The sequence below is a fragment of the Sphingomonas molluscorum genome (genome assembly GCF_039522995.1).
Classification (GTDB): Bacteria; Pseudomonadota; Alphaproteobacteria; order Sphingomonadales; family Sphingomonadaceae; genus Sphingomonas; species Sphingomonas molluscorum.
Window position 1 is genome coordinate 50,098 of record NZ_BAAAEL010000015.1, and the last position, 19,268, is coordinate 69,365.

At 69.4% G+C, this 19,268-nt stretch carries 16 protein-coding genes; 9 read left to right on the forward strand and 7 right to left on the reverse strand.

Annotated features, from left to right (window positions below):
• Window positions 1–111: 111 nt before the first annotated feature.
• Window positions 112–1,341 carry a tyrosine--tRNA ligase gene (gene tyrS / locus ABDZ92_RS14525; protein WP_125960439.1) on the reverse strand — a complete coding sequence of 410 codons (1,230 nt, stop codon included), beginning with the start codon at window positions 1,339–1,341 and terminating at the stop codon, window positions 112–114.
• Between the two features lie 135 nt (window positions 1,342–1,476).
• Here tyrS and ABDZ92_RS14530 point away from each other — a divergent pair, with 135 nt between their 5' ends.
• The 3 genes from ABDZ92_RS14530 to ABDZ92_RS14540 are packed head-to-tail and all read left to right on the forward strand — an operon-like array spanning window position 1,477 to window position 5,092.
• Window positions 1,477–2,652 carry a hypothetical protein gene (locus tag ABDZ92_RS14530; protein WP_164521237.1) on the forward strand — a complete coding sequence of 392 codons (1,176 nt, stop codon included), beginning with the start codon at window positions 1,477–1,479 and terminating at the stop codon, window positions 2,650–2,652.
• Window positions 2,653–2,687: 35 nt separating this feature from the next.
• On the forward strand, window positions 2,688–3,731 hold the full coding sequence (locus ABDZ92_RS14535) for a DUF2336 domain-containing protein (RefSeq protein WP_125960437.1): 1,044 nt from the start codon (window positions 2,688–2,690) through the stop codon (window positions 3,729–3,731).
• Window positions 3,728–5,092, forward strand: coding sequence for a PAS domain-containing sensor histidine kinase (locus ABDZ92_RS14540; protein WP_241211806.1), 1,365 nt, complete (start codon window positions 3,728–3,730; stop codon window positions 5,090–5,092). Before ABDZ92_RS14535 ends, ABDZ92_RS14540 begins: the two co-directional genes overlap by 4 nt.
• A 15-nt stretch (window positions 5,093–5,107) precedes the next feature.
• On the opposite strand, the gene ABDZ92_RS14545 is transcribed toward ABDZ92_RS14540, so the two are convergent.
• The 3 genes from ABDZ92_RS14545 to ABDZ92_RS14555 form a co-directional block, all read right to left on the reverse strand.
• Complete coding sequence (locus ABDZ92_RS14545) at window positions 5,108–6,523, reverse strand: aldehyde dehydrogenase family protein (RefSeq protein ID WP_125960436.1); 1,416 nt, start codon at window positions 6,521–6,523, stop codon at window positions 5,108–5,110.
• 118 nt (window positions 6,524–6,641) lie between these two features.
• On the reverse strand, window positions 6,642–8,054 hold the full coding sequence (gene glnA / locus ABDZ92_RS14550) for a type I glutamate--ammonia ligase (protein WP_125960435.1): 1,413 nt from the start codon (window positions 8,052–8,054) through the stop codon (window positions 6,642–6,644).
• 89 nt (window positions 8,055–8,143) lie between these two features.
• Window positions 8,144–8,482, reverse strand: a complete 339-nt coding sequence (locus tag ABDZ92_RS14555) for a P-II family nitrogen regulator (protein ID WP_125960434.1) — start codon at window positions 8,480–8,482, stop codon at window positions 8,144–8,146.
• Window positions 8,483–8,793: 311 nt separating this feature from the next.
• On the opposite strand from ABDZ92_RS14555, the gene ABDZ92_RS14560 reads away from it, so the two are divergent.
• A complete protein-coding gene (locus ABDZ92_RS14560) occupies window positions 8,794–9,891 on the forward strand; it encodes an energy transducer TonB (protein WP_125960433.1) in 1,098 nt (365 codons plus the stop codon).
• A 90-nt stretch (window positions 9,892–9,981) separates the two neighbouring features.
• Window positions 9,982–10,500, forward strand: coding sequence for a hypothetical protein (locus tag ABDZ92_RS14565; RefSeq protein WP_125960432.1), 519 nt, complete (start codon window positions 9,982–9,984; stop codon window positions 10,498–10,500).
• 65 nt (window positions 10,501–10,565) lie between these two features.
• Here ABDZ92_RS14565 and acs read toward each other — a convergent pair whose 3' ends face one another.
• A complete protein-coding gene (gene acs / locus ABDZ92_RS14570) occupies window positions 10,566–12,524 on the reverse strand; it encodes an acetate--CoA ligase (RefSeq protein ID WP_125960431.1) in 1,959 nt (652 codons plus the stop codon).
• Between the two features lie 351 nt (window positions 12,525–12,875).
• Between acs and ABDZ92_RS14575 the strand changes: the two genes are divergently transcribed.
• The 3 genes from ABDZ92_RS14575 to ABDZ92_RS14585 all read left to right on the forward strand — a co-directional run bounded on the left by ABDZ92_RS14575 (window position 12,876) and on the right by ABDZ92_RS14585 (window position 16,732).
• Window positions 12,876–14,546, forward strand: coding sequence for an MFS transporter (locus tag ABDZ92_RS14575; protein ID WP_125960430.1), 1,671 nt, complete (start codon window positions 12,876–12,878; stop codon window positions 14,544–14,546).
• 135 nt (window positions 14,547–14,681) lie between these two features.
• Window positions 14,682–15,392, forward strand: coding sequence for a response regulator (locus ABDZ92_RS14580; RefSeq protein ID WP_125960429.1), 711 nt, complete (start codon window positions 14,682–14,684; stop codon window positions 15,390–15,392).
• Window positions 15,389–16,732 carry an ATP-binding protein gene (locus tag ABDZ92_RS14585; protein ID WP_241211805.1) on the forward strand — a complete coding sequence of 448 codons (1,344 nt, stop codon included), beginning with the start codon at window positions 15,389–15,391 and terminating at the stop codon, window positions 16,730–16,732. The genes ABDZ92_RS14580 and ABDZ92_RS14585 overlap by 4 nt, the downstream gene beginning before the upstream one ends.
• A 23-nt stretch (window positions 16,733–16,755) precedes the next feature.
• Here ABDZ92_RS14585 and ABDZ92_RS14590 read toward each other — a convergent pair whose 3' ends face one another.
• Together ABDZ92_RS14590 and map are read right to left on the reverse strand one after the other, a co-directional pair.
• Window positions 16,756–17,325, reverse strand: coding sequence for a GNAT family N-acetyltransferase (locus tag ABDZ92_RS14590; RefSeq protein ID WP_239435380.1), 570 nt, complete (start codon window positions 17,323–17,325; stop codon window positions 16,756–16,758).
• A 194-nt stretch (window positions 17,326–17,519) separates the two neighbouring features.
• A complete protein-coding gene (gene map / locus ABDZ92_RS14595; RefSeq protein ID WP_125960428.1) occupies window positions 17,520–18,347 on the reverse strand; it encodes a type I methionyl aminopeptidase in 828 nt (275 codons plus the stop codon).
• Window positions 18,348–18,411: 64 nt separating this feature from the next.
• Here map and ABDZ92_RS14600 point away from each other — a divergent pair, with 64 nt between their 5' ends.
• Window positions 18,412–19,167, forward strand: a complete 756-nt coding sequence (locus ABDZ92_RS14600; RefSeq protein ID WP_125960427.1) for a competence/damage-inducible protein A — start codon at window positions 18,412–18,414, stop codon at window positions 19,165–19,167.
• Window positions 19,168–19,268 lie beyond the last annotated feature (101 nt).

The window sequence follows — 19,268 nt, forward strand, 5'->3', positions numbered from 1 at the left end:
CCTGCGAAGGCAGGAGCCCAGGGTCACGAGCGCAACCCGCGGTTGCTCTGCTCGGCCCTGGATTCCTGCCAGCGCAGGGATACGACAGCTTTTGCCGCTAGCGTGCCGGCGTCACGCCGCCGGCAGCAGGATGCCGTGATGCTTCTTGCCCGAGGACAGGCGCACCGGTGCCGATACGGCGATCTGCATCGCCTCATCCGTGATCTTCTCGCCGTCGACGCGGGCGCCGCCGCCCTTGATCAGCCGGCGTGCCTCGCCCTTGGAAGCGGCAAGCCCCAGCGCCACCAGCGCGTCGACCGCGGTGATGCTGCCCTCCGCCAGCTGGTGCGTGGGAAGCGCATCCCCGGCAGCACCCTCTTCAAAGGTGCGGCGCGCGGTCTCGGCCGCCTGGGCCGCTGCATCCGCACCGCGGCAGAGCGCGGTCGCGGCGTCGGCCAGGATCTTCTTCGCCTCGTTGATCTCGGCGCCTTCGAGCGCCTCCAGCCGGGCGATCTCGTCCAGCGGCAAGTCGGTGAACAGGCGCAGGCGGGTGCCGACGTCGCGATCGTCGGTGTTCCGCCAGAACTGCCAATAGTCGAAGTGCGACAGCAGATCCTCGTTCAGCCACACCGCGCCGCCGACCGACTTGCCCATCTTGGTGCCGTCGGCGTTGGTGAGCAGCGGCGTCGTCAGTCCGAACACCGTCGTGCCGTCGACCCGGCGCGACAGGTCGACGCCGTTGACGATGTTGCCCCACTGGTCCGATCCGCCCATCTGCAGGCGGCAGCCGGCGCGGCGCGACAGCTCCAGGAAGTCGTATGCCTGGAGGATCATGTAGTTGAATTCGAGGAAGCTCAGCGACTGTTCGCGGTCCAGGCGCATCTTCACCGAATCGAAGCTCAGCATCCGGTTGACCGAGAAATGCTGGCCGATGTCGCGCAGGAACGGGATGTACTCGAGCTTGTCGAGCCATTCGGCATTGTCGAGCATGATCGCGTCGCTCGGCCCGTCGCCGAACGTCAGGAAGCGCTCGAACACGCGCTTGATCGAGGCGACGTTCGCCTGGATCGTCTCCTCCGTCATCAGCTTACGCGCTTCGTCCTTGAAGCTCGGGTCGCCGATCTTGCCGGTGCCGCCGCCCATCAAGACGATCGGCTTGTGGCCGGCGCGCTGCAGCTGGCGCAGCATCATGATCGAGACGAGATGGCCGACGTGGAGCGACGACGCGGTCGGATCGAACCCGATATACCCCGGCACCACTCGGCTCGCCGCAAGCGCATCGAGCGCCGCCGCGTCGGTCACCTGGTGGATATAGCCGCGCCCGTCGAGCAGGCGGAGGAGGTCGGAGTTGTACTGGGTCATCGCTCGATCATTCTGCTGTTTGCGCGGCCTCCCTAGCCGCTCGGCGCCCGCGAAGTCGAGAAGATGCGATTTCCGGCGCATTTGCGCGTCCTGCGCCTCTTGGCAGCGCCGCTGCGCCCGCCTAACCCGATGCCCATGCTTGCAGGGCTTATTTTCGCGACCGAGGACGCCGAGGGGCGCGCCGGCACGCTCGCCGCGACGCTGCCCTTCGGGGGCATGACGCTGATCGAATATCAGGCGCGGCTGCTCGCCGCAGCCGGCGTGGGGCAGATGGTGGTAGCGGTGGGACGGGTGACGCCCGCGCTGCTGGGCGCCGTCAGCCGCATCGCCAAGCGCGAGGTGACGGTGGACATCGTCCGCTCCGCCGAGGAAGCGTCCGCCAAGATCCATCCGCTCGCCACCGTCGTCGTGATCGCGGACGGGCTGGTGACCACCGACACGATGCTGCACGCGATGGCCGGCGAGGCGCCCGACGCGATCCTGGTGACGCCCGAGGCGGAGGCGAGCGGCGCGGTCGAGCGGCTCGACCGCGGCCAGTGCTGGGCAGGCGTCGCGACGCTTTCGGCGCAGCGGCTCGCCGAAGTCGCGGCGCTGCCCCGCGAATATGATTTCCAGTCCACCGTGCTGCGGATCGCGGTGGAGGCGGGCGCCCGCCACGTCGCGCTCCCTGCCTCCGCTCGCCGATCGGGTCATGGCGTGGAGCGCGATGCGCAGGTGCTGGCCGGGCGCAGCAACGACGTGCTGGGGGCGCTTGCCAACCAGCGCACCGGCTGGGCGGACCGCTGGTTCTTCACCCCGATCACGCGCTTCCTTTTGCCCCAGCTCGTCCGGCGCGAGGTGCCCGCCTGGGCGACCGCGGTGGCGGGCGGGGGCGCGGGGCTGCTCGCGCTCGTGACGCTGGGGCTGGGGCATCCGGCGCCCGGCATGCTCCTCGCGCTCCTTTCGGTGATCCTGCTTTCGGCCGGGTCGCTGCTCAGCTGGCTGCGGGGCGACAATGTCCGCGCGAGCCAGCAGGAACAGGGCATCCTCCTCCTGGCGGTGCTTTCGGCGCTGCTGCTCGGCATCATCGCCTCGCTGGCCGCGGGGCATGCGACGCCGTTCGTGCTGGCGCTGTGGGGGGTGGCGAGCAACACCGTGGCCGATCGCGTGCCGGTGCGCCCGCGGCCATGGTATGCGAGCGCCGCCTCGCAGGTGCTGCTGCTGACGCCGTTCGCGCTGCTGGGCCTGGCGACGCTGGGCCTGGCCCTTGCGACGCTGCACGCGGTCGTCAGCCTTGCCGCGGCGGTTGAAGCCAGCCGTCACAAGGCTTAGGCCGGTCTTAACGACCGCACGTTAGGCGAGGGTGCATGGCCGCCCGTTCGACCCAGATGGATACCGATCCCGCAGCGCTGCTCTCCCATGCGGCGGCGCGCGGCATGCGTGCGCAGGTGCGGGCGGCGCCGCCGGTGGCCGCGTTGTTCGCGCCGCCGACCGATCCCCTCGACGATCGCACCCGCGCCGCCCTGTCCGAGCGGCTGGAGCGGCTGGTCCGCACCTCCGCCGATCGGCTGGCCGAAGTGGCGGCCGCGCGGCTGGACGCCGCGGCCGAGCCGGCTTTGGCCGCACGGATCCGGGGCGAGGCCGAACAGGTCTGGGATCGGCTTGCCGCGGTGCCGACGCTGTGGGACGAGACGCTGCTTGCCGAACTGCTGGCCGAAACGCGGCTGGCGCTGCTTGCCGCCGCGCTTCCGGTTCGCGCGCCCTTCAACCCCGACCAGCCGAGCCTGCTCGCGCGGCTCGCCCATTCCGACGACGCCCTGATTGCCGAGGCCGCCAAGCTGCTGCTGCTCCACGGCAGCGGCGGCGAGTATGCGACGCTCCAGCAGCTGTGCTGGCCGATCGCGGCGGCGCTGCGCCAGAATGCGACCGATCCGGAGGAGATCGCGCTGCTCGACCGCGCGCTGATCTCGGCGGTGGAGCAGTTGCGCGGGCAAGACAATGAGGCGCCGGCCGCAGCCCGGCTTGCACGCGCGCTGCGCCGCGATGTGGCCACGCTGCCGGAACTGATCGAACAGGCGCTTTCCGACCGCCGGCTCGAACTGGTGGTGGCGCTGGTCGCGGACGCGGGAGGGCTCGGCACCCGGGCGGTGCGGGACCTGGTGCTGGAGCGCGATCCGGCGCCGCTCTGCATGCTGCTGCGTGCGCTCGACCTGCCGCGCGAGACGCTGGCGCGCATCGGCTTTGCGCTGTGCGAGGCCGATCCGGCACGGGACCTGGACGCGTTCGCCGACCTGATCGACGAAGTCGCCGCGGTGCCGCTGCAGGCGGCCTGGCGGGCGGTGGCGGCGATGGCGCTTCCCGCCGGCTATCGCACCGCGCTGCTCGCGCTGGGCGATGGAGCGGGCGCATGAGCGCCTTTGATCGCTACCACCAGCCGGCTTCCGCGATGCTCGATGCCGACGGGCGGCTGCGCCATGCCGAGCCGCGGCTGGCGGGGCTGAACGCCCGTGCCGGCGGCGAGCCCGGCCAGCCGATCGCGGTTCCCGCCATGGCGGAGCTGGTGCGCATCAGCCTCCGCCTGGGCATCGATGTCGCGCGCAAGATCCTGGTCGCCGATGGCGAGGACGACGTCGAGCTGTGGGTGCAGGTGGAGCCGGAGGGCGACGGCCTGCGGCTGACGGTCGGCGCCTGGGGGCTTCCGGGCGACGGCGAGGGGACGCACGACGAGGCCGACGCCGCCGAGTTGCTGGCGCTCGATGCCGACTGGCGCTGGGAGGCCGATAGCGGGCTCCACCTGACCTATGTCTCGCCCGCCGCGGGCACCCGCTTCGGCTTCGATGCGACGGACGTGCTCGGCCGCCCGCTCACCTGGCTGTTCCAGCTGACCGACGATGGCGAGGGCGGCTTCCCGATGCTGGGCGCGATGGCGTCGCAGCAGCCGTTCGAGGGGCAATATGCGACGCTGCGCGATACCGGGCGTACGGTGCTGCTGTCCGGCGTGCCGCGCACCGACGCCGGAGGGCGCTTCGCAGGCTTCATCGGCGCGGCCCATGCCGTCGAGCCGGACGCGCCCGAGGCGCAGCCGGAGCCGCAGGGCCTGCCGCAGAACTTCGGCAAGCGGCTGCGCGCGGCGCTGCGCCAGCCGCTCGACCAGATCGTGGCGCATGCCGACAGCATCAGCGCGCAGGCGGACGGGGCGCTGCTCCAGGACTATGCCGACTATGCCGGCGACATCGCGAGTGCCGGCCGCCACCTGATGGGCCTCGTCAACGACCTGGAGGATGTGCAGGCGGTCGAGGACCCGGACTTCGCGATCGCCGTCGAGTCGCTGGACCTGGCCGACGTGACCCGTCGCGCGGCCGGGTTGCTGGCGGTGCGGGCGGAGCGGGCCGGGGTGACGATCGACCGGCCGGGCGCGCACGAGACGCTGGCGGCACGCGGCGAATTCCGTCGCGCGCTCCAGATCCTGGTCAACCTGATCGGCAATGCGGTGCGCTACTCCCCGCCGGGGGCCACCGTGTGGGTGCGGCTGGAGCGCGAAGGGCAGATCGCCTGCGTCATCGTGGCCGACCAGGGCAAGGGCATCGCGCCCGAGGACCAGGCCCGCATCTTCGAGAAGTTCGAGCGGGTCGACCCGAGCGAGCAGGGCGGAAGCGGCCTCGGCCTCTACATCGCCCGGCGGCTCGCCCGCGCCATGGGCGGTGACATCGTGGTCGACAGTGCGCTCGGGGAAGGTGCGCGCTTTGTCCTCACCCTGCCGCTGGTGGAGTAGAAGGGCGGGGCCGGCTCAGCCGCAGCCCAGCACCGACTTCACCTCCAGATATTCCGCAATGCCGTGCGCGCCATATTCGCGGCCGTTGCCGGACCGCTTGTAGCCGCCGAACGGCATGTCGGCATCGGGCACGCCGCCGTTCACATAGACCATGCCCGCGCGCAGCCTGGGGACCAGTCGCCGGGTATCCTCGGGCGCGCCGAACACGACTGCGGAGAGGCCATAGTCGGTGTAGTTGGCAATCCGGACGGCGTCTTCCTCGTCCGCATAGGCGATCACCGTCACGACGGGTCCGAAGATCTCCTCACGCGCGATGGTCATGTCCGGGGTAACGCCAGAGAAAAGCGTCGGGCGCACGTAGAAGCCGCGCTCGAAGCCTTCCGGGTGGCCGAGGCCGCCCACCTCCAGGGTCGCGCCCTCGGCGAGGGCGCTTGCGATCAGTTGCTGGACACGCTGCCATTGGGCCAGGTTCACCAGCGGGCCGATGTGATCGCCCGCTTCGCGCGGATCGCCGACCCGGACCGCCGCCATCGCCTGCCGCGCGATCGCGATCGCCGCCTCCTGCTGCGCGGCGGGGACCAGCAGCCGAGTGGGGGCGAGGCAGCTCTGCCCGGAATTGAAGGTAACGCTGCCAACGGTCGCGCGCGCGGCCGCTTCCAGATCGGCGCTCGGCAGGACCAGCGCGGGTGCCTTGCCGCCGAGTTCCTGGTGGACCCGCTTGACCGTGGGGGCCGCCGCCTGCGCCACGGCGATGCCCGCACGGGTGGAACCCGTGAAGCTCACCACCTCGACATGGCGGTGCCCGGCAAGCGCCTCGCCGGTGACGCCGTCCCCCTGGACCAGGTTGAACACGCCTGGCGGTACCCCCGCCTCGGCCATCACCTCGGCGAACAACGCGGCACAGCTCGGCGCTTCTTCCGAGGGCTTGAGCACCATGGTGCAGCCGGCGGCGAGCGCGGGCGCGACCTTGGCCACGATCTGGTTCATCGGCCAGTTCCACGGGGTGATCAGTGCGGCGACCCCGATCGGCTCGCGCAGGATCGCGTGGCGACCGCGGCGTTCCTCCCATTGCACCTCGCCGAGGGCACGAAGCGTCGCCCGGAGGTGGTCGACGCCGGACATGGCTTGCGCATCGCGCGCCATGCTCGCAGGACAACCGACCTCCCGCGTCATGGCGGCGGCAAAGGCGTCCAGCCGCGCCTCGTAGGCGGCGAGGATCGCCTCCAGCAGCGCGGCGCGTTCGGCGACGCTGGTGCGGGAGAACCCGTCGAACGCCCGCCGCGCGGCCGCCACCGCACGGTCGACGTCGGCGGCGCTGCCCAGCGTCAGCTGAACACAGACCTCGCCCGTCGCGGGATCGCGTACCTGCGCGGCGCGACCGCCGCGGCTTTCGACCCAATGGCCGTCGATGAAATGGGGAGGGGTTGGCATGTCGTCTTCCTGGCCCCGCGATGGCGCGGGGGCAAGCGTCGCAGTGCTGCCGCCTCGACGCAAAAGGGGCGTCCGGATCGCTCCGGACGCCCCTCCTGCTTGGCGATCGTGTGGACGATCAGGCCGAATAGTACATGTCGAATTCGACCGGGCTCGGGGTCATTTCCCAGCGGGCGACCTCGCCGCGCTTGACCTCGACATAGGCCTCGATCTGGTCGGCCGAGAACACGTCGCCCTTCAGCAGGAAGTCGTGATCGGCTTCCAGGCTGTCGAGCGCCTCGCGCAGCGAACCGCAGACGGTCGGCACCTGGGCGAGCTCTGCCGGCGGCAGGTCGTACAGGTTCTTGTCCATCGCCTCGCCCGGGTGGATCTTGTTCTGGATGCCGTCGAGGCCGGCCATCATCAGCGCCGCATAGGCGAGATAGGGGTTGGCCATCGCGTCCGGGAAGCGGATCTCGACGCGCTTGGACTTGGGGCCGGTGCCGTACGGGATGCGGCACGAAGCCGAACGGTTGCGCGCCGAATAGGCGAGCAGCACCGGCGCCTCATAGCCCGGCACCAGCCGCTTGTAGCTGTTGGTCGACGGGTTGGTGAAGGCGTTCAGCGCCTTGGCATGCTTGATGATGCCGCCGATGAAATAGAGGCAGGTGTCCGACAGACCCGCATAGCCCTCGCCCGCGAACAGGGGGTTGCCCTCGTTCCAGATCGAGAAGTGGGTGTGCATGCCCGAGCCGTTATCTTCCTTGATCGGCTTCGGCATGAAGGTCGCGGTCTTGCCGTACGCATGCGCCACCTGGTGCACGACATACTTGTAGATCTGCATGCGATCGGCGGTGGTGGTCAGCGTGCCGTAGGTCAGGCCCAGCTCGTGCTGCGCGGCGGCCACCTCATGGTGGTGCTTGTCGCAGGGTAGGCCCATTTCGAGCATGGTGGAGACCATCTCGCCACGGATGTCGACGGCGCTGTCGACCGGCGCGACCGGGAAATAGCCGCCCTTGGCGCGCGGACGGTGGGCCATGTTGCCCGACTCATATTCGCGGCCGCTGTTGGTCGGCAGCTCGATGTCGTCCAGCTTGTAGTAGCTGCTGGAATAGCTATTCTCGAAGCGCACGTCGTCGAACATGAAGAACTCGGCCTCGGGACCGACGTAGACGGTGTCGCCGATGCCGGTGGTCTTGAGGTAGGCCTCGGCGCGCTTGGCGGTCGAGCGCGGATCGCGCGCATAGAGCTCGCCGGTCGACGGCTCGACCACGTCGCAGAACAGGATCAGCATCGGCGTCGCCGAGAACGGATCGACATAGACCGCGTCGAGGTCGGGCTTGAGCACCATGTCGGACTCGTTGATCGCCTTCCAGCCCTCGATCGAGGAGCCGTCGAACATCAGGCCGTCGGTCAGCTCGTCCTCGGTCAGGATCGAGGCGACCATCGACAGGTGCTGCCACTTGCCCTTGGGGTCGGTGAAGCGAAGATCGATCCACTCGATCTCCTGGTCCTTGATCATCTTGAGGATCGTGCTGGCGGTATTGGCCATGGAACTAAGCCCTTTCTGGATAAAACCATTACCCCGCGAGGCGCCCCCCCGCGGCGGATTTCGTGCAGTGCGTCGAAAGAAATGTCCGGTCAGATGGCGTCTTCGTTGCGCTCTCCGGTGCGGATGCGAAGCGCCGTCTCCACGGGGATGACGAAGATCTTGCCGTCGCCGATGCGGCCGGTCTGGGCAGCGCCCGCGATCGCCTCGACGACGCGATCGGCGAGGCTGTCCTCGACGACCACCTCCAGCTTCACCTTCGGCAGGAAGTCGACGACATATTCGGCGCCGCGATAGAGCTCGGTATGGCCCTTCTGGCGGCCGAAGCCCTTGGCTTCGGTGACGGTGATGCCACTCACGCCGACCTCGTGCAGCGCCTCCTTCACCTCATCCAGCTTGAACGGCTTGATGATGGCCTCGATCTTCTTCATGCCTCGCGTATTCCCCCCGGCCGAACACGGCCACGCACACAGGTGCCGACAATCAAGAACCGTGCCAGAGCACGAATCGCGGGGGCGAGCATCCCCGATCCGGCTGCGCCTGTCGATCCTGCCCGCCTTTTCGGCACAGCCCTGGAAAATGCCCGCTTTTTGAGCAGGGCGACGGCCTTGGTCGGGGTCAGTATGCTCCGGCTGCTGGCAGGGGAGCGGCAAGGAACGGCCGAAGTATTCGCCATAAGAGGAGCCCACTCCGGCGAGCCTATTACTTGCGGGGCGCAATCTTTCCTGCGCAGACTGGCTGCATGAAGAGAATGCTGCTGCTCGCCAGCCTGGTGCTGCCCGTAAATACGGCATCTTCGCAGTCGCTTCCGTCGCCACGCCCGGCGGTGCCTTGGCAACTGCTCGCCTGGATGCCGGGCGAGGTGCGCTGCGGCGGCACCAGCGTGGTCCCGCTGGCGCTGCGACGTCCGATCACGAGCATTCGCCGGGGCAACCAATATGATGCGACGGACGCACTCACCTATCGCTTCCGCATCGATGCCAGCGGCCGGACGCTGTCGATCCGCAGGGAAGGGGGTGGAGCGCCGTGGAGCGACGATGTCGCGCCGTCGCTTGCCGCCAGCCGGTTCGGGGCGGGCGCTCCGCAGGCGGACTGCACCATCCGCTATACGCTGCGCGCGATGTCGCCCGAGGAAGCGCCGGTCGGGGACCTGATCTCCTATTCCCTCGAACCCCAGTCGGGCGAACTGCCGCCCGATGGCTGGGCCCGGATCCAGTCGCCCCAGGCATCGTGCCTCACGGAACCGCGGCCCCGGCCGCTGGTCGCCGTGTATCCCGATTTCGACAAGCTGCCGGGCACGCCGGGCGTCAAGCACTGGACGATGGTCGCCTATGATCAGGATGCGCGTGGGCGGCCGATCCATGTCCGCACGGTAGAGGGCACGGGGAGTGCGGCGCTGGACCGCGCAGCCGTACGGGCGGTGCGCAAATCCCGCTTCACGGGCGGCGCGCGCGCCGGCTGCCTGTTTCCCTTTTGGCGAGCACCGACGACCCTTGCGGCGCCCACGCCTCCCTCCGAGGACAGCCTCCGGCCCGCCGACAGCAACTGCCCGCATTCCGGCGATTGGGCCACGCCGCCGACGCTGACCTACCCGAACGGCTATCCGCGCCGCGCCATCGAAGGGTGGGCGGTCGTCGCGTTCGACGTGGCGCCCTGGGGCGAGCTCGGCAACCTGCGGGTGCTGGCGAGCGAACCGACGGCGGATTTCGGCGAGCAGGCGATCCATGTCCTGCGTTCGGCGCGGAAGCCCGCGTCCGCGACCGGGCGCTCGGGCTGTGTCGACCGGGTGATCTTCAAGATCGGCTATGGCGGATTGCCGCTCGGAAAAGATCCGGCCTGAGGGGAGGGGGGCAGTCGCGGCGTCTCTGTTCTTCGCGCCCGGTTCGTGCGACCAGCGCGACAGCCCCTTCCGGCCTTGGTTGAAAAGACGATGAGCATCCCGACCGCAGCATTCCTTGCACTCGCGCTGCAATCCCAGGCGGCGGCGCCTGCGCCCGCAGTCGCGCCCGGCACCATCGCGGTCGAGGTGGCCGAGGATGCCACCGCCTCCGATCGGCTGTTCACGGACGCGGTCACCCGCGCGCTTTCGGACGCCCGCTTCGTTTCGCTGCCGCTCGAGAGCCACAGCCGCTACATCGCGCGCGTGACGGTCACGCGCACCGAGAGCGGCGCGGTGGCGGCAAAGGCAAAGGATCCGCCGGCGATGGCGGCGCTGGGCCAGGTGTTCGTGCCGCTGCCCTCGGGCAAGAGCCAGATCCGCGGCCTGGTCTCGACCGACCTGTCGGTCGACATCCTGCTGCGCGGCGGGGACACGCCCGTCTGGAGCGGCCGCGCCTCCACCGTGCAGGTGGAGGGAAGTGCGGCCGATGCGCCCGCGACGGTCGCGACCAAGCTCGCTTCCGCGCTGATGCGCCAGTTCCCGCGGCGCGATCCCGTCTCGGTACCCTGAGCGCCCACCGCGGCCATGCGGCCGCGGTGAGGTTCAGTCCCGGCCCGAACGGGCGGCGCCGTTCGTCACGCCGCCAGCTTGGTGGCGTCCTCCCGGCCGGCGATCAGCGCGTCCACCACGCCCGGATCGGCGAGCGTCGAGGTGTCGCCCAGGCTGCCGAAGTCGTTCTCGGCGATCTTGCGCAGGATGCGGCGCATGATCTTGCCAGAGCGCGTCTTGGGCAGCGACGGGGTGAACTGGAGCGCGTCGGGCGTCGCGATCGGCCCGATCTCGCGGCGGACCCACTGGATCAGCTCCTTGCGGAGCGCCACGTCGCCTTCCTCGCCCGCGTTCAGCGTCACATAGGCATAGATGCCCTGGCCCTTCACGTCGTGCGGCATGCCGACCACCGCGGCTTCCGCGACCTTGGCATGCGCCACCAGCGCGCTCTCGACCTCGGCCGTGCCCATGCGATGGCCCGACACGTTGATGACGTCGTCCACGCGGCCGGTGATCCAGTAATAGCCGTCGGCATCGCGGCGACAGCCGTCACCGGTGAAATACTTGCCGGGATAGGTGGTGAAATAGGTCTGGAAGAAGCGGTCGGCGTCGTTCCACACGGTGCGCATCTGCCCGGGCCAGCTGTCGGCGATCACCAGGTTACCCTCGGTCGCCCCCTCCAGCACCACGCCTTCGGAATCGACCAGCTGCGGGAGGACACCGAACAGCGGCTTGCTCGCCGACCCTGGCTTTAGCGCCGTCGCGCCGGGCAGCGGGGTAATCATGTGACCGCCGGTCTCCGTCTGCCACCAGGTGTCGACGATCGGGCAGCGGCTGTCGCCGACGACGCGGTAGTACCATTCCCACGCCTCCGGGTTGATCGGCTCGCCGACCGACCCGAGCACGCGCAGCGAGGCGCGGCTGGTCTTCTTCACCCACTCGTCGCCCTCGCGCATCAGCGCGCGCAGGGCGGTGGGCGCCGCGTAGAAGCTGGTCACCTGATATTTGTCGACGATCTGCCAGAAGCGGGAGAAGTCCGGGTAGTTGGGTACGCCCTCGAACATCAGCGTCGTCGCGCCGTTCGCGAGCGCGCCATAGACGATGTAGCTGTGCCCGGTGACCCAGCCCACGTCGGCCGCGCACCAGAATACTTCGCCCGGGCGATAGTCGAACACATATTGGTGCGTCATCGACGCCCAGACCAGATAGCCGCCGGTGGTGTGGAGCACGCCCTTGGGTTTGCCGGTCGATCCCGAGGTATAGAGGATGAACAGCGGCTTTTCCGCGCCCATCGGCTCGGGCGGGCAGTCGGTCGACTCCGCCTGCACGACATCGTCGTACCAGAGGTCGCGGCCCTCCTGCATCGGCACCTCGGCGCCGGTGCGGCGGACGACGATCACCGTCTCGACGATCTTGCCGGCTTCGTCCTCCAGTGCCGCGTCGACATTGGCCTTGAGCGGCACCCGCTTGCCGCCGCGCAGCCCTTCGTCGGCGGTGATGACCAGCTTCGACCCGCAATCCTGGATGCGGTTGGCGAGGCTGTCGGGGGAAAAGCCGGCGAACACGATCGAATGCACCGCGCCGATCCGCGCGCAGGCGAGCATCGCGAATGCGGCTTCGGGGATCATCGGCAGGTAGATGGTGACGCGATCGCCCTTCTTGACGCCCGCGGTCTTGAAGGCGTTGGCGAGGCGGCTGACCTCGTCCTTCAGCTCCGCATAGCTGATCTTGCGCTCTTCGCCCGGCGTGTCGCCTTCCCACAGGATGGCGATGCGGTCCGGGTCCTTGGCGGCGTGCCGGTCGACGCAATTCTCGGCCACGTTGAGGATACCATCCTCATACCAGCGGATGTGAAAGTCCGCTTCCTCGAACGAGGTGTCCTTGATCCGCTTGGGGAACCGCACCCAGTCGAGCCGCTCGGCCTCGCGCGCCCAGAACGTGTCCGGATCGGTCGCGGCCTCTTCGTACATGGCGGCGTAGCGGTCCTGGTCGATCAGCGCCTTTTCGGCCCATTCGGCCGGCACGGGGTAGCAGGACTGGGTCATCATCCTCTCCATTCTCTACGGTTCGAACGCGCCGCCATCGGGCATGTCGCCACGAGCCGATGGAGCCGGCGCGCGACCGGTGTCCCCGCCATTCTCCCGCGCCCGCGCCCCCGTGCGCAAGACCAAAATGGGACGAAGGGAGCGGATGGAAGGATCAGCGATGCGCGACCCAAGCGCGCGGACCTGCGATTTCCCCGATCCGACCAATCAAGTGGCTCGACCCGCAATTCGAATGCCGCCACCATGGTCGCAATCGGACCCCCGGCGCGAGCGGCGCTCGGAACCGACCCGGTGACGGCCCCGCACGAAGGGCCACGCCGCGCTTTGCGAATCGAAGGAGAGGGGCAGCACATGGCGACCGCACCGGGGGACATTCCCAAACACCACCCCGCCACCCAGAGCGAGAAGCTCGTCATCGCGGCCTCCTCGCTGGGCACGGTGTTCGAGTGGTATGACTTCTACCTCTACGGCCTGCTGGCGACGATCATCACGGCCCAGTTCTTCTCCGGCGTGAACGAGACCACCGGCTTCATCTTTGCCCTGGCGGCGTTTGCAGCGGGCTTCGCGGTGCGGCCGTTCGGCGCGCTGGTGTTCGGGCGGATCGGCGACATGGTCGGCCGCAAGAACACCTTCCTCGTCACCATGGGCATCATGGGCCTGTCGACCTTCATCGTCGGCCTGCTGCCGAGCTATGCCACCGCAGGGGTCGCGGCACCGATCGCGCTGGTGGTGCTGCGGTTGCTCCAGGGGCTGGCGCTGGGCGGCGAATATGGCGGCGCCGCCACCTATGTCGCCGAGCATGCGCCCAACAACAAGCGCGGCCTCTACACCAGCTTCATCCAGACGACGGCGACCTTCGGGCTGTTCGCGGCGCTGCTGATCGTGATCGGGACCCGCTTTGCGGTGGGCGAGGAAGCCTTTGCGAGCTGGGGATGGCGGGTGCCGTTCCTGATCTCGATCGTGCTGCTCGCGGTGTCGATGTGGATCCGCCTGCAGATGAGCGAAAGCCCGGTGTTCCAGAAGATGAAGGCCGAGGGAAAGACCTCCAAGGCGCCGCTCACCGAGGCGTTCGGCACCTGGCGCAACCTGAAGGTGGTGCTGGTGGCGCTGCTCGGCGCGGCGATGGGGCAGGGGGTGATCTTCTACACCAGCCAGTTCTATGCGCTGTTCTTCCTGGAAAAGATGCTGCGCGTGGACGGCGCCACCACCAACATCCTGGTGGCGGTCGCACTGCTGATCGCGACGCCCGCGTTCGTCTTCTTCGGCTGGCTGTCCGACAAGATCGGCCGCAAGCCGGTGCTGCTGACGGGCTTTGCGCTGTCGGCGCTGCTCTACTATCCGCTGTTCCAGGTGATGTCGCATGCCGCCAACCCGGCGCTGTACGAGGCGCAGCAGACCACGCCGGTGTCGGTGGTGGCGGACCCGAACGAATGCTCGGTCCAGTTCGACCCGGTGGGGAAGAACAAATTCGACAGCAGCTCCTGCGACATCGCCAAGGCCTATCTGGCGAAGGCCGGCATCTCCTACGGCAACGTCGTGGCGCCTGCCGGGACGACCGCGAGCATCCATGTCGGCGGGCAGGTGCTGCCGGCGGTGGACCCGGCGACGGTGACCGGCCCCGCCCGTGCCGATGCGATCAAGGCCTATGGCGCCCAGGTGCAGCAGGCGCTCACTGCCGCCGGCTACCCGGCGGGCGCGGCCGATCCGGCGCGGATCGACAAGCCGATGGTGGTCGGCATCCTGATCCTCCTCGTGCTGCTGGTGACCATGGCCTATGGCCCGATCGCGGCGCTGCTGGTCGAGCTGTTCCCGACGCGGATCCGCTACACCGCCATGTCGCTGCCCTATCACATCGGCAACGGCTGGTTCGGCGGCTTCCTGCCGACCACGGCGTTCGCGATGGTCGCGGCCACCGGCAACATCTACTACGGCCTGTGGTACCCGATCGTGATCGCCGCGATCACGCTGGTGGTGGCGCTGCTCTTCCTGCCGGAAACGTTCCGCCGCGACATCGACTCCTGATCCGCAGCGGGAGGCGGGGTGGGGCGGTCGCGCTGGCCGCCTCGTCCTCGCTCCCGCCGCGGCGCGTTGACCAACGCCTAGCCGCTGCCTACCTCCGGAACCCATGAACCGCCCCGCTCCTGATCTTCCAGCCGCATGAGCGCTCCTTCGATTGTGCTCGTCGAGGACGATGCCGCACTCCGCACGCTGACCGCCCGCGCGCTCCAGGAGAACGGCTATCTCGTCCGTACCGCCTCCGCAGCGGACGAGATGTGGGAGGCGCTGGACGCGCATCCTGCCGACCTGGTGCTGCTGGACATCATGCTTCCGGGCACCAGCGGGATCGAGCTCTGCCGGCAGCTGCGCGAGCGCAGCAACGTGGCGATCATCTTCATCAGCGCAAAGGGCAGCGAGTCCGACCGGGTCGCCGGCCTGGAACTCGGCGCCGACGACTATCTCCCCAAGCCGTTCAGCACCCGCGAGCTGCTGGCGCGCGTCCGCGCGGTGCTGCGCCGCGGCGGCCGTGAGGTACCCCCCGGTGCGCGGGAGGAGGGGCTCCGCCGCTTCGACGGCTGGACGATCGACCTGCGGCGCCGCGAGACCCTTTCGCCGACCGGCGCGGTCGTCGACCTGACGGGCGCGGAGTTCGACCTGCTGGCCGTGCTGCTCGACCACGCCCAGCGCGTGATCGCACGCGAGCGGCTGATCGAGCTGTCGCGCACCCGGCTGGGCGACAGTTCCGATCGCAGCATCGACGTGCTGGTCAGCCGCCTTCGCCGCAAGCTCTCGGGCGCCGGCGGCAGCGCGCCGATCATCACCGTGCGCGGCGTCGGCTATATGCTCAACGTGCCGGTGGAGCGCGCTTGACCCGGTTTGCGCGCTTCGTGCACCCGTCCTTCGGCCTGCTCGGCCGCATCGTCGCGATCCTGCTGCTCACCACCGCGCTCGAATTCGGCGTCAGCACGCTCTTGTACGAGCGCGCGAGCCAGTTCGCCGTCCGCGACGACGAGGCACGACGGCTCGCCGAGCATCTCGTGATCGCGCGCCGGCTGATTACCGAGAGCCCGCCCGAGCGCCGCGAAGCCATGGCGGCCGAACTCACCACCGATCGCTACGAGTTGCGCTGGAGCCCGGAGCTGCCGCCCCCCGCGCGCATTTCGCCATCGCTGGACGGGATGCGTGAGCAGGTGGTGGACTGGGAGCCGTCGCTAGCGACCTCGGACCTGCGGTTGCGGCTCACCTCGCCCGGGCGCAGCTCGGTCGTGACGGGGGGCATACGCCTGTCGGACGGCAGCTGGCTCCATTTCCGCACCCTCGAATCGCTGCGCACGCTCAACCTCGCATGGGAGCGGGTGCTGCTGGCGCTGATCCCGGCCATCGCCCTGATCGTGATCGGCGGCCTGCTGGTGCGGCGTACGCTGCTGCCGATGCGCCAGCTGGCGACCGCCGCCGATCGGGTGGGCCGCAGCGGTCCCGATGGCGCGCCGATCCGTGTGTCCGAGGCGGGGCCCGGCGAAGTGCGCCGCGTGGTCGCCGCCTTCAACCGCATGCAGGCCCGCATTCACAGGCTGATCGACGATCGCACCCGCGCGCTGGCGGCGGTCGGCCATGATCTGCGTACTCCTCTCGCGCGCTTGCGGCTGCGCGCCGAGCGGGTGGCGGACGACGAGCTTCGCGAGACGCTCGACTCGGACCTTGCGGAAATGGAGTCGATGATCGCCTCGTTGCTCGCGTTCCTCGGAGGAGAGGGCGAGCCCGAGCAGCCGGTGCTGATCGACCTGGCGGTGCTGAGCGCGACCGTGGCGGACGAGGCGGCCGACCTCGGGCAGAACGTGACCTATGACGGGCCGGACCATCTGGAGTGCCGGCTGCGCCCGTCGGGCATGAAGCGCGCGCTGGTGAACCTGGTCGAGAATGCGGTTCATCACGCCGACACCGTGTGCATCCGCCTGGCCGCGCATGCCGATGCGGTGGTGCTCTCCGTCGAGGACGACGGGCCGGGCATTCCCGAGGACTCGCTGCCGCTGGTGCTCGAGCCGTTCGTCCGCCTGGATGCCGCCCGCAAGCGCGACACGATCGGCTTCGGCCTGGGCCTGTCGATCGTCGTGCGGGCGGTGGAGGCGGAGGGCGGCCAGTTCCGGCTGTCGAACCGCCCCACCGGCGGACTGTGTGCGGAGATCCGCCTGCCGGTGCCCGGCGCCGCCTGAGGCGCGGCACCGGCGTGGCCAGGTCAGCCGAGGGTGCGGCGGACCAGCACCAGCGTCGGATCGTCCTCCAGCGGATGGGCGGTGAAGCCCATTTCCTGCTCCAGCTCGATGGCGGCACGGTTCTCGCGCGCTTCGATCGATTCGAGCGTCTTGATGCCGCGCGCCTCGGCATAGGCGGCGATGTGCTCGAGCAGCGTCCAGCTGATGCCGCGGCGCTTGTGATCGGTGCGGATCGAGATCGCGACCTCGCCGCGTTCCAGCTTCGGATCGGCCGCGAGCATGCCGGTCGCGAGGATGCGGCCCTCGTCATCGAGCGCCAGGAAATTCTCGGTGCGATCATGATCGACCGCGGTCATCGCGACGAGCCGGTCGTGGCCCACCTTGTCGAGCGCGATCAGGAAGCGGAAGCGGATGTCGTCTTCCGAGACATGGCGGAAGAATTCGGCAAGCCGCTCCTCGTCACCCGGCCGGGCCGGACGGACGTGGAAGGTGAAGCCGCTCCGCGTCGTCAGCGATCCCGTCCACCGATCGGCGTTCGCCACCGGCTGCCCGGTGCCGACCCGCGCCATGTCTTCGCTGTTGTGATCGCTCATTCTGGCATCTCCCTCGTTGCGGCGCGCCTTGCCGGGGCGTGCGCGCCAGCATGCCCCAAGCCTCGGCCCGTGCCGACAAGCCCAGGCTAGGGGATGCGGCGACCCGCGGCCAGCCTGCGATGGACGGCTTCGCCGCGGCTGCCCTTGTCCTGGCGCAAGGAACGCCGCGCGCCGAAGCAGCGACACGCCGCCGCTCAGAAATACGGCGGCTTGGTGTAGCCCGCGGGGCTCAGCGTAAAGATCTCGCAGCCGTCCTCGGTGATGCCGATCGAATGCTCGAATTGCGCGGACAGCGAGCGGTCGCGGGTCACCGCCGTCCAACCGTCGTCCAGCACCTTCACGTCGGGCTTGCCGATGTTGATCATCGGCTCGATCGTCAGGATCATGCCGGGCTTGAGCTCCGGGCCGGTGCCCGGGCGCCCCGCGTGCACCACCTCCGGCGCGTCGTGGAACAGCCGGCCGACGCCATGCCCGCAGAAGTCGCGGACCACGCCATAGCGGTGCGCCTCGGCATGCTGCTGGATCGCATGCGCCACGTCGCCCAGCCGGTTGCCGGGCCGCGCCTGCTCGATGCCCAGCATCATGCAGTCATAGGTCACCTCGACCAGCCGCCGCGCCTTGATCGGCACGTTGCCGACCAGATAGGTGCGGCTGGTGTCACCGTGCCAGCCGTCGAGCAGCGGGGTCACGTCGATGTTGGCGATGTCGCCGTCCTTGAACACGCGCTCGGACGGGATGCCGTGGCACACGACATGGTTGATCGAGATGCAGGTCGAATGGGTATAGCCGCGATAGCCCAGCGTCGCCGGCACCGCGCCCGCATCGTCGATCATGCGGAAGATCATCGCGTCGATCTCGGCGGTGGAAACGCCCGGCACCACGTGCGGCGTGACGGCGTCGAGCACCTCGGCCGCCAGGCGTCCCGCCTTGCGCATGCCCTCGAACGCTTCGGGGCCATGCAGCTTGATCGCGCCGGTGCGCGCCAGGGGAGTGTCGGCGGAGACGGTTACATATTCGGTCATGCCCCGCGATATAACGGCTCGGGTGCCGCTTTGCGAGGGCGGGGACGGGCGCTATGCAGGGGACATGACCGTGCGCACCTGGACCGCCGCCCTGCTCGTCATCGGAGACGAGATCCTTTCCGGACGGACGCAGGACCGCAACGTGGCCCAGCTCGCGTGCTGGCTGAACGTTCAGGGCATCCGCCTGGCCGAGGTGCGGATCGTCCCGGACCGGCAGGAGGCGATCGTGGAGGCGCTCGACGCGCTGCGATCGCGCAACGATTATTGCTTCACGACCGGCGGCATCGGGCCGACCCATGACGACATCACGGTGGACGCCGTAGCGGCGGCCTTGGGCGTGCCCGTGGTGGTCCATCCCGAGGCACAGGCCATGCTGGAGGCGCATTACGCCGAGCGCGGCGGGATCAACGACGCCCGCCTGCGCATGGCGCGCGTGCCGGAGGGCGCGACCCTGATCGCCAACAGTCAGTCGGGCGCGCCGGGGATCCGCATCGGCAACCTCTTCATCCTCGCCGGCGTGCCGCATATCGCCGCGGCGATGCTCGACGCGCTCACCGGCACGCTGGAAGGCGGGCTGCCGGTGCTTTCCACCACCATCGGCTGCTGGGTCGGGGAGAGCGAGGTCGCCGACCTGCTGCGCGAGGCGGAGCGCGCCCACGCCGGCGTCTCGATCGGCAGCTATCCCTTCTTCCGAGAGGGGCGAGTGGGCGCCAACTTCGTGATCCGCGCGACCGACCGGCAGCTCCTCGACGCCTGCACCGCCGAGCTGGAAGCGCAGCTCGTCGCGGCCGGATATCCGGTGGTGACCGGCGGCATCTGAACCGCTGGCGCGGCTGCGCCAGTTCGCGACCACTATCGCTCTCATTGCTCCATGGGATCGCGTCCTGTCCAATGGTGCAGGCGTGGTCGCCGCACGGCCGA

Excerpts from the sequence above, each read along its gene's own strand:
- tyrS (WP_125960439.1), bottom strand. The coding sequence starts at position 1,341 with ATGACCCAGTACAACTCCGACCTCCTCCGCCTGCTCGACGGGCGCGGC.
- ABDZ92_RS14530 (WP_164521237.1), top strand. The coding sequence starts at position 1,477 with ATGCTTGCAGGGCTTATTTTCGCGACCGAGGACGCCGAGGGGCGCGCC.
- ABDZ92_RS14535 (WP_125960437.1), top strand. The coding sequence starts at position 2,688 with ATGGCCGCCCGTTCGACCCAGATGGATACCGATCCCGCAGCGCTGCTC.
- ABDZ92_RS14540 (WP_241211806.1), top strand. The coding sequence starts at position 3,728 with ATGAGCGCCTTTGATCGCTACCACCAGCCGGCTTCCGCGATGCTCGAT.
- ABDZ92_RS14545 (WP_125960436.1), bottom strand. The coding sequence starts at position 6,523 with ATGCCAACCCCTCCCCATTTCATCGACGGCCATTGGGTCGAAAGCCGC.
- glnA (WP_125960435.1), bottom strand. The coding sequence starts at position 8,054 with ATGGCCAATACCGCCAGCACGATCCTCAAGATGATCAAGGACCAGGAG.
- ABDZ92_RS14555 (WP_125960434.1), bottom strand. The coding sequence starts at position 8,482 with ATGAAGAAGATCGAGGCCATCATCAAGCCGTTCAAGCTGGATGAGGTG.
- ABDZ92_RS14560 (WP_125960433.1), top strand. The coding sequence starts at position 8,794 with ATGAAGAGAATGCTGCTGCTCGCCAGCCTGGTGCTGCCCGTAAATACG.
- ABDZ92_RS14565 (WP_125960432.1), top strand. The coding sequence starts at position 9,982 with ATGAGCATCCCGACCGCAGCATTCCTTGCACTCGCGCTGCAATCCCAG.
- acs (WP_125960431.1), bottom strand. The coding sequence starts at position 12,524 with ATGACCCAGTCCTGCTACCCCGTGCCGGCCGAATGGGCCGAAAAGGCG.
- ABDZ92_RS14575 (WP_125960430.1), top strand. The coding sequence starts at position 12,876 with ATGGCGACCGCACCGGGGGACATTCCCAAACACCACCCCGCCACCCAG.
- ABDZ92_RS14580 (WP_125960429.1), top strand. The coding sequence starts at position 14,682 with ATGAGCGCTCCTTCGATTGTGCTCGTCGAGGACGATGCCGCACTCCGC.
- ABDZ92_RS14590 (WP_239435380.1), bottom strand. The coding sequence starts at position 17,325 with ATGAGCGATCACAACAGCGAAGACATGGCGCGGGTCGGCACCGGGCAG.
- map (WP_125960428.1), bottom strand. The coding sequence starts at position 18,347 with ATGACCGAATATGTAACCGTCTCCGCCGACACTCCCCTGGCGCGCACC.
- ABDZ92_RS14600 (WP_125960427.1), top strand. The coding sequence starts at position 18,412 with ATGACCGTGCGCACCTGGACCGCCGCCCTGCTCGTCATCGGAGACGAG.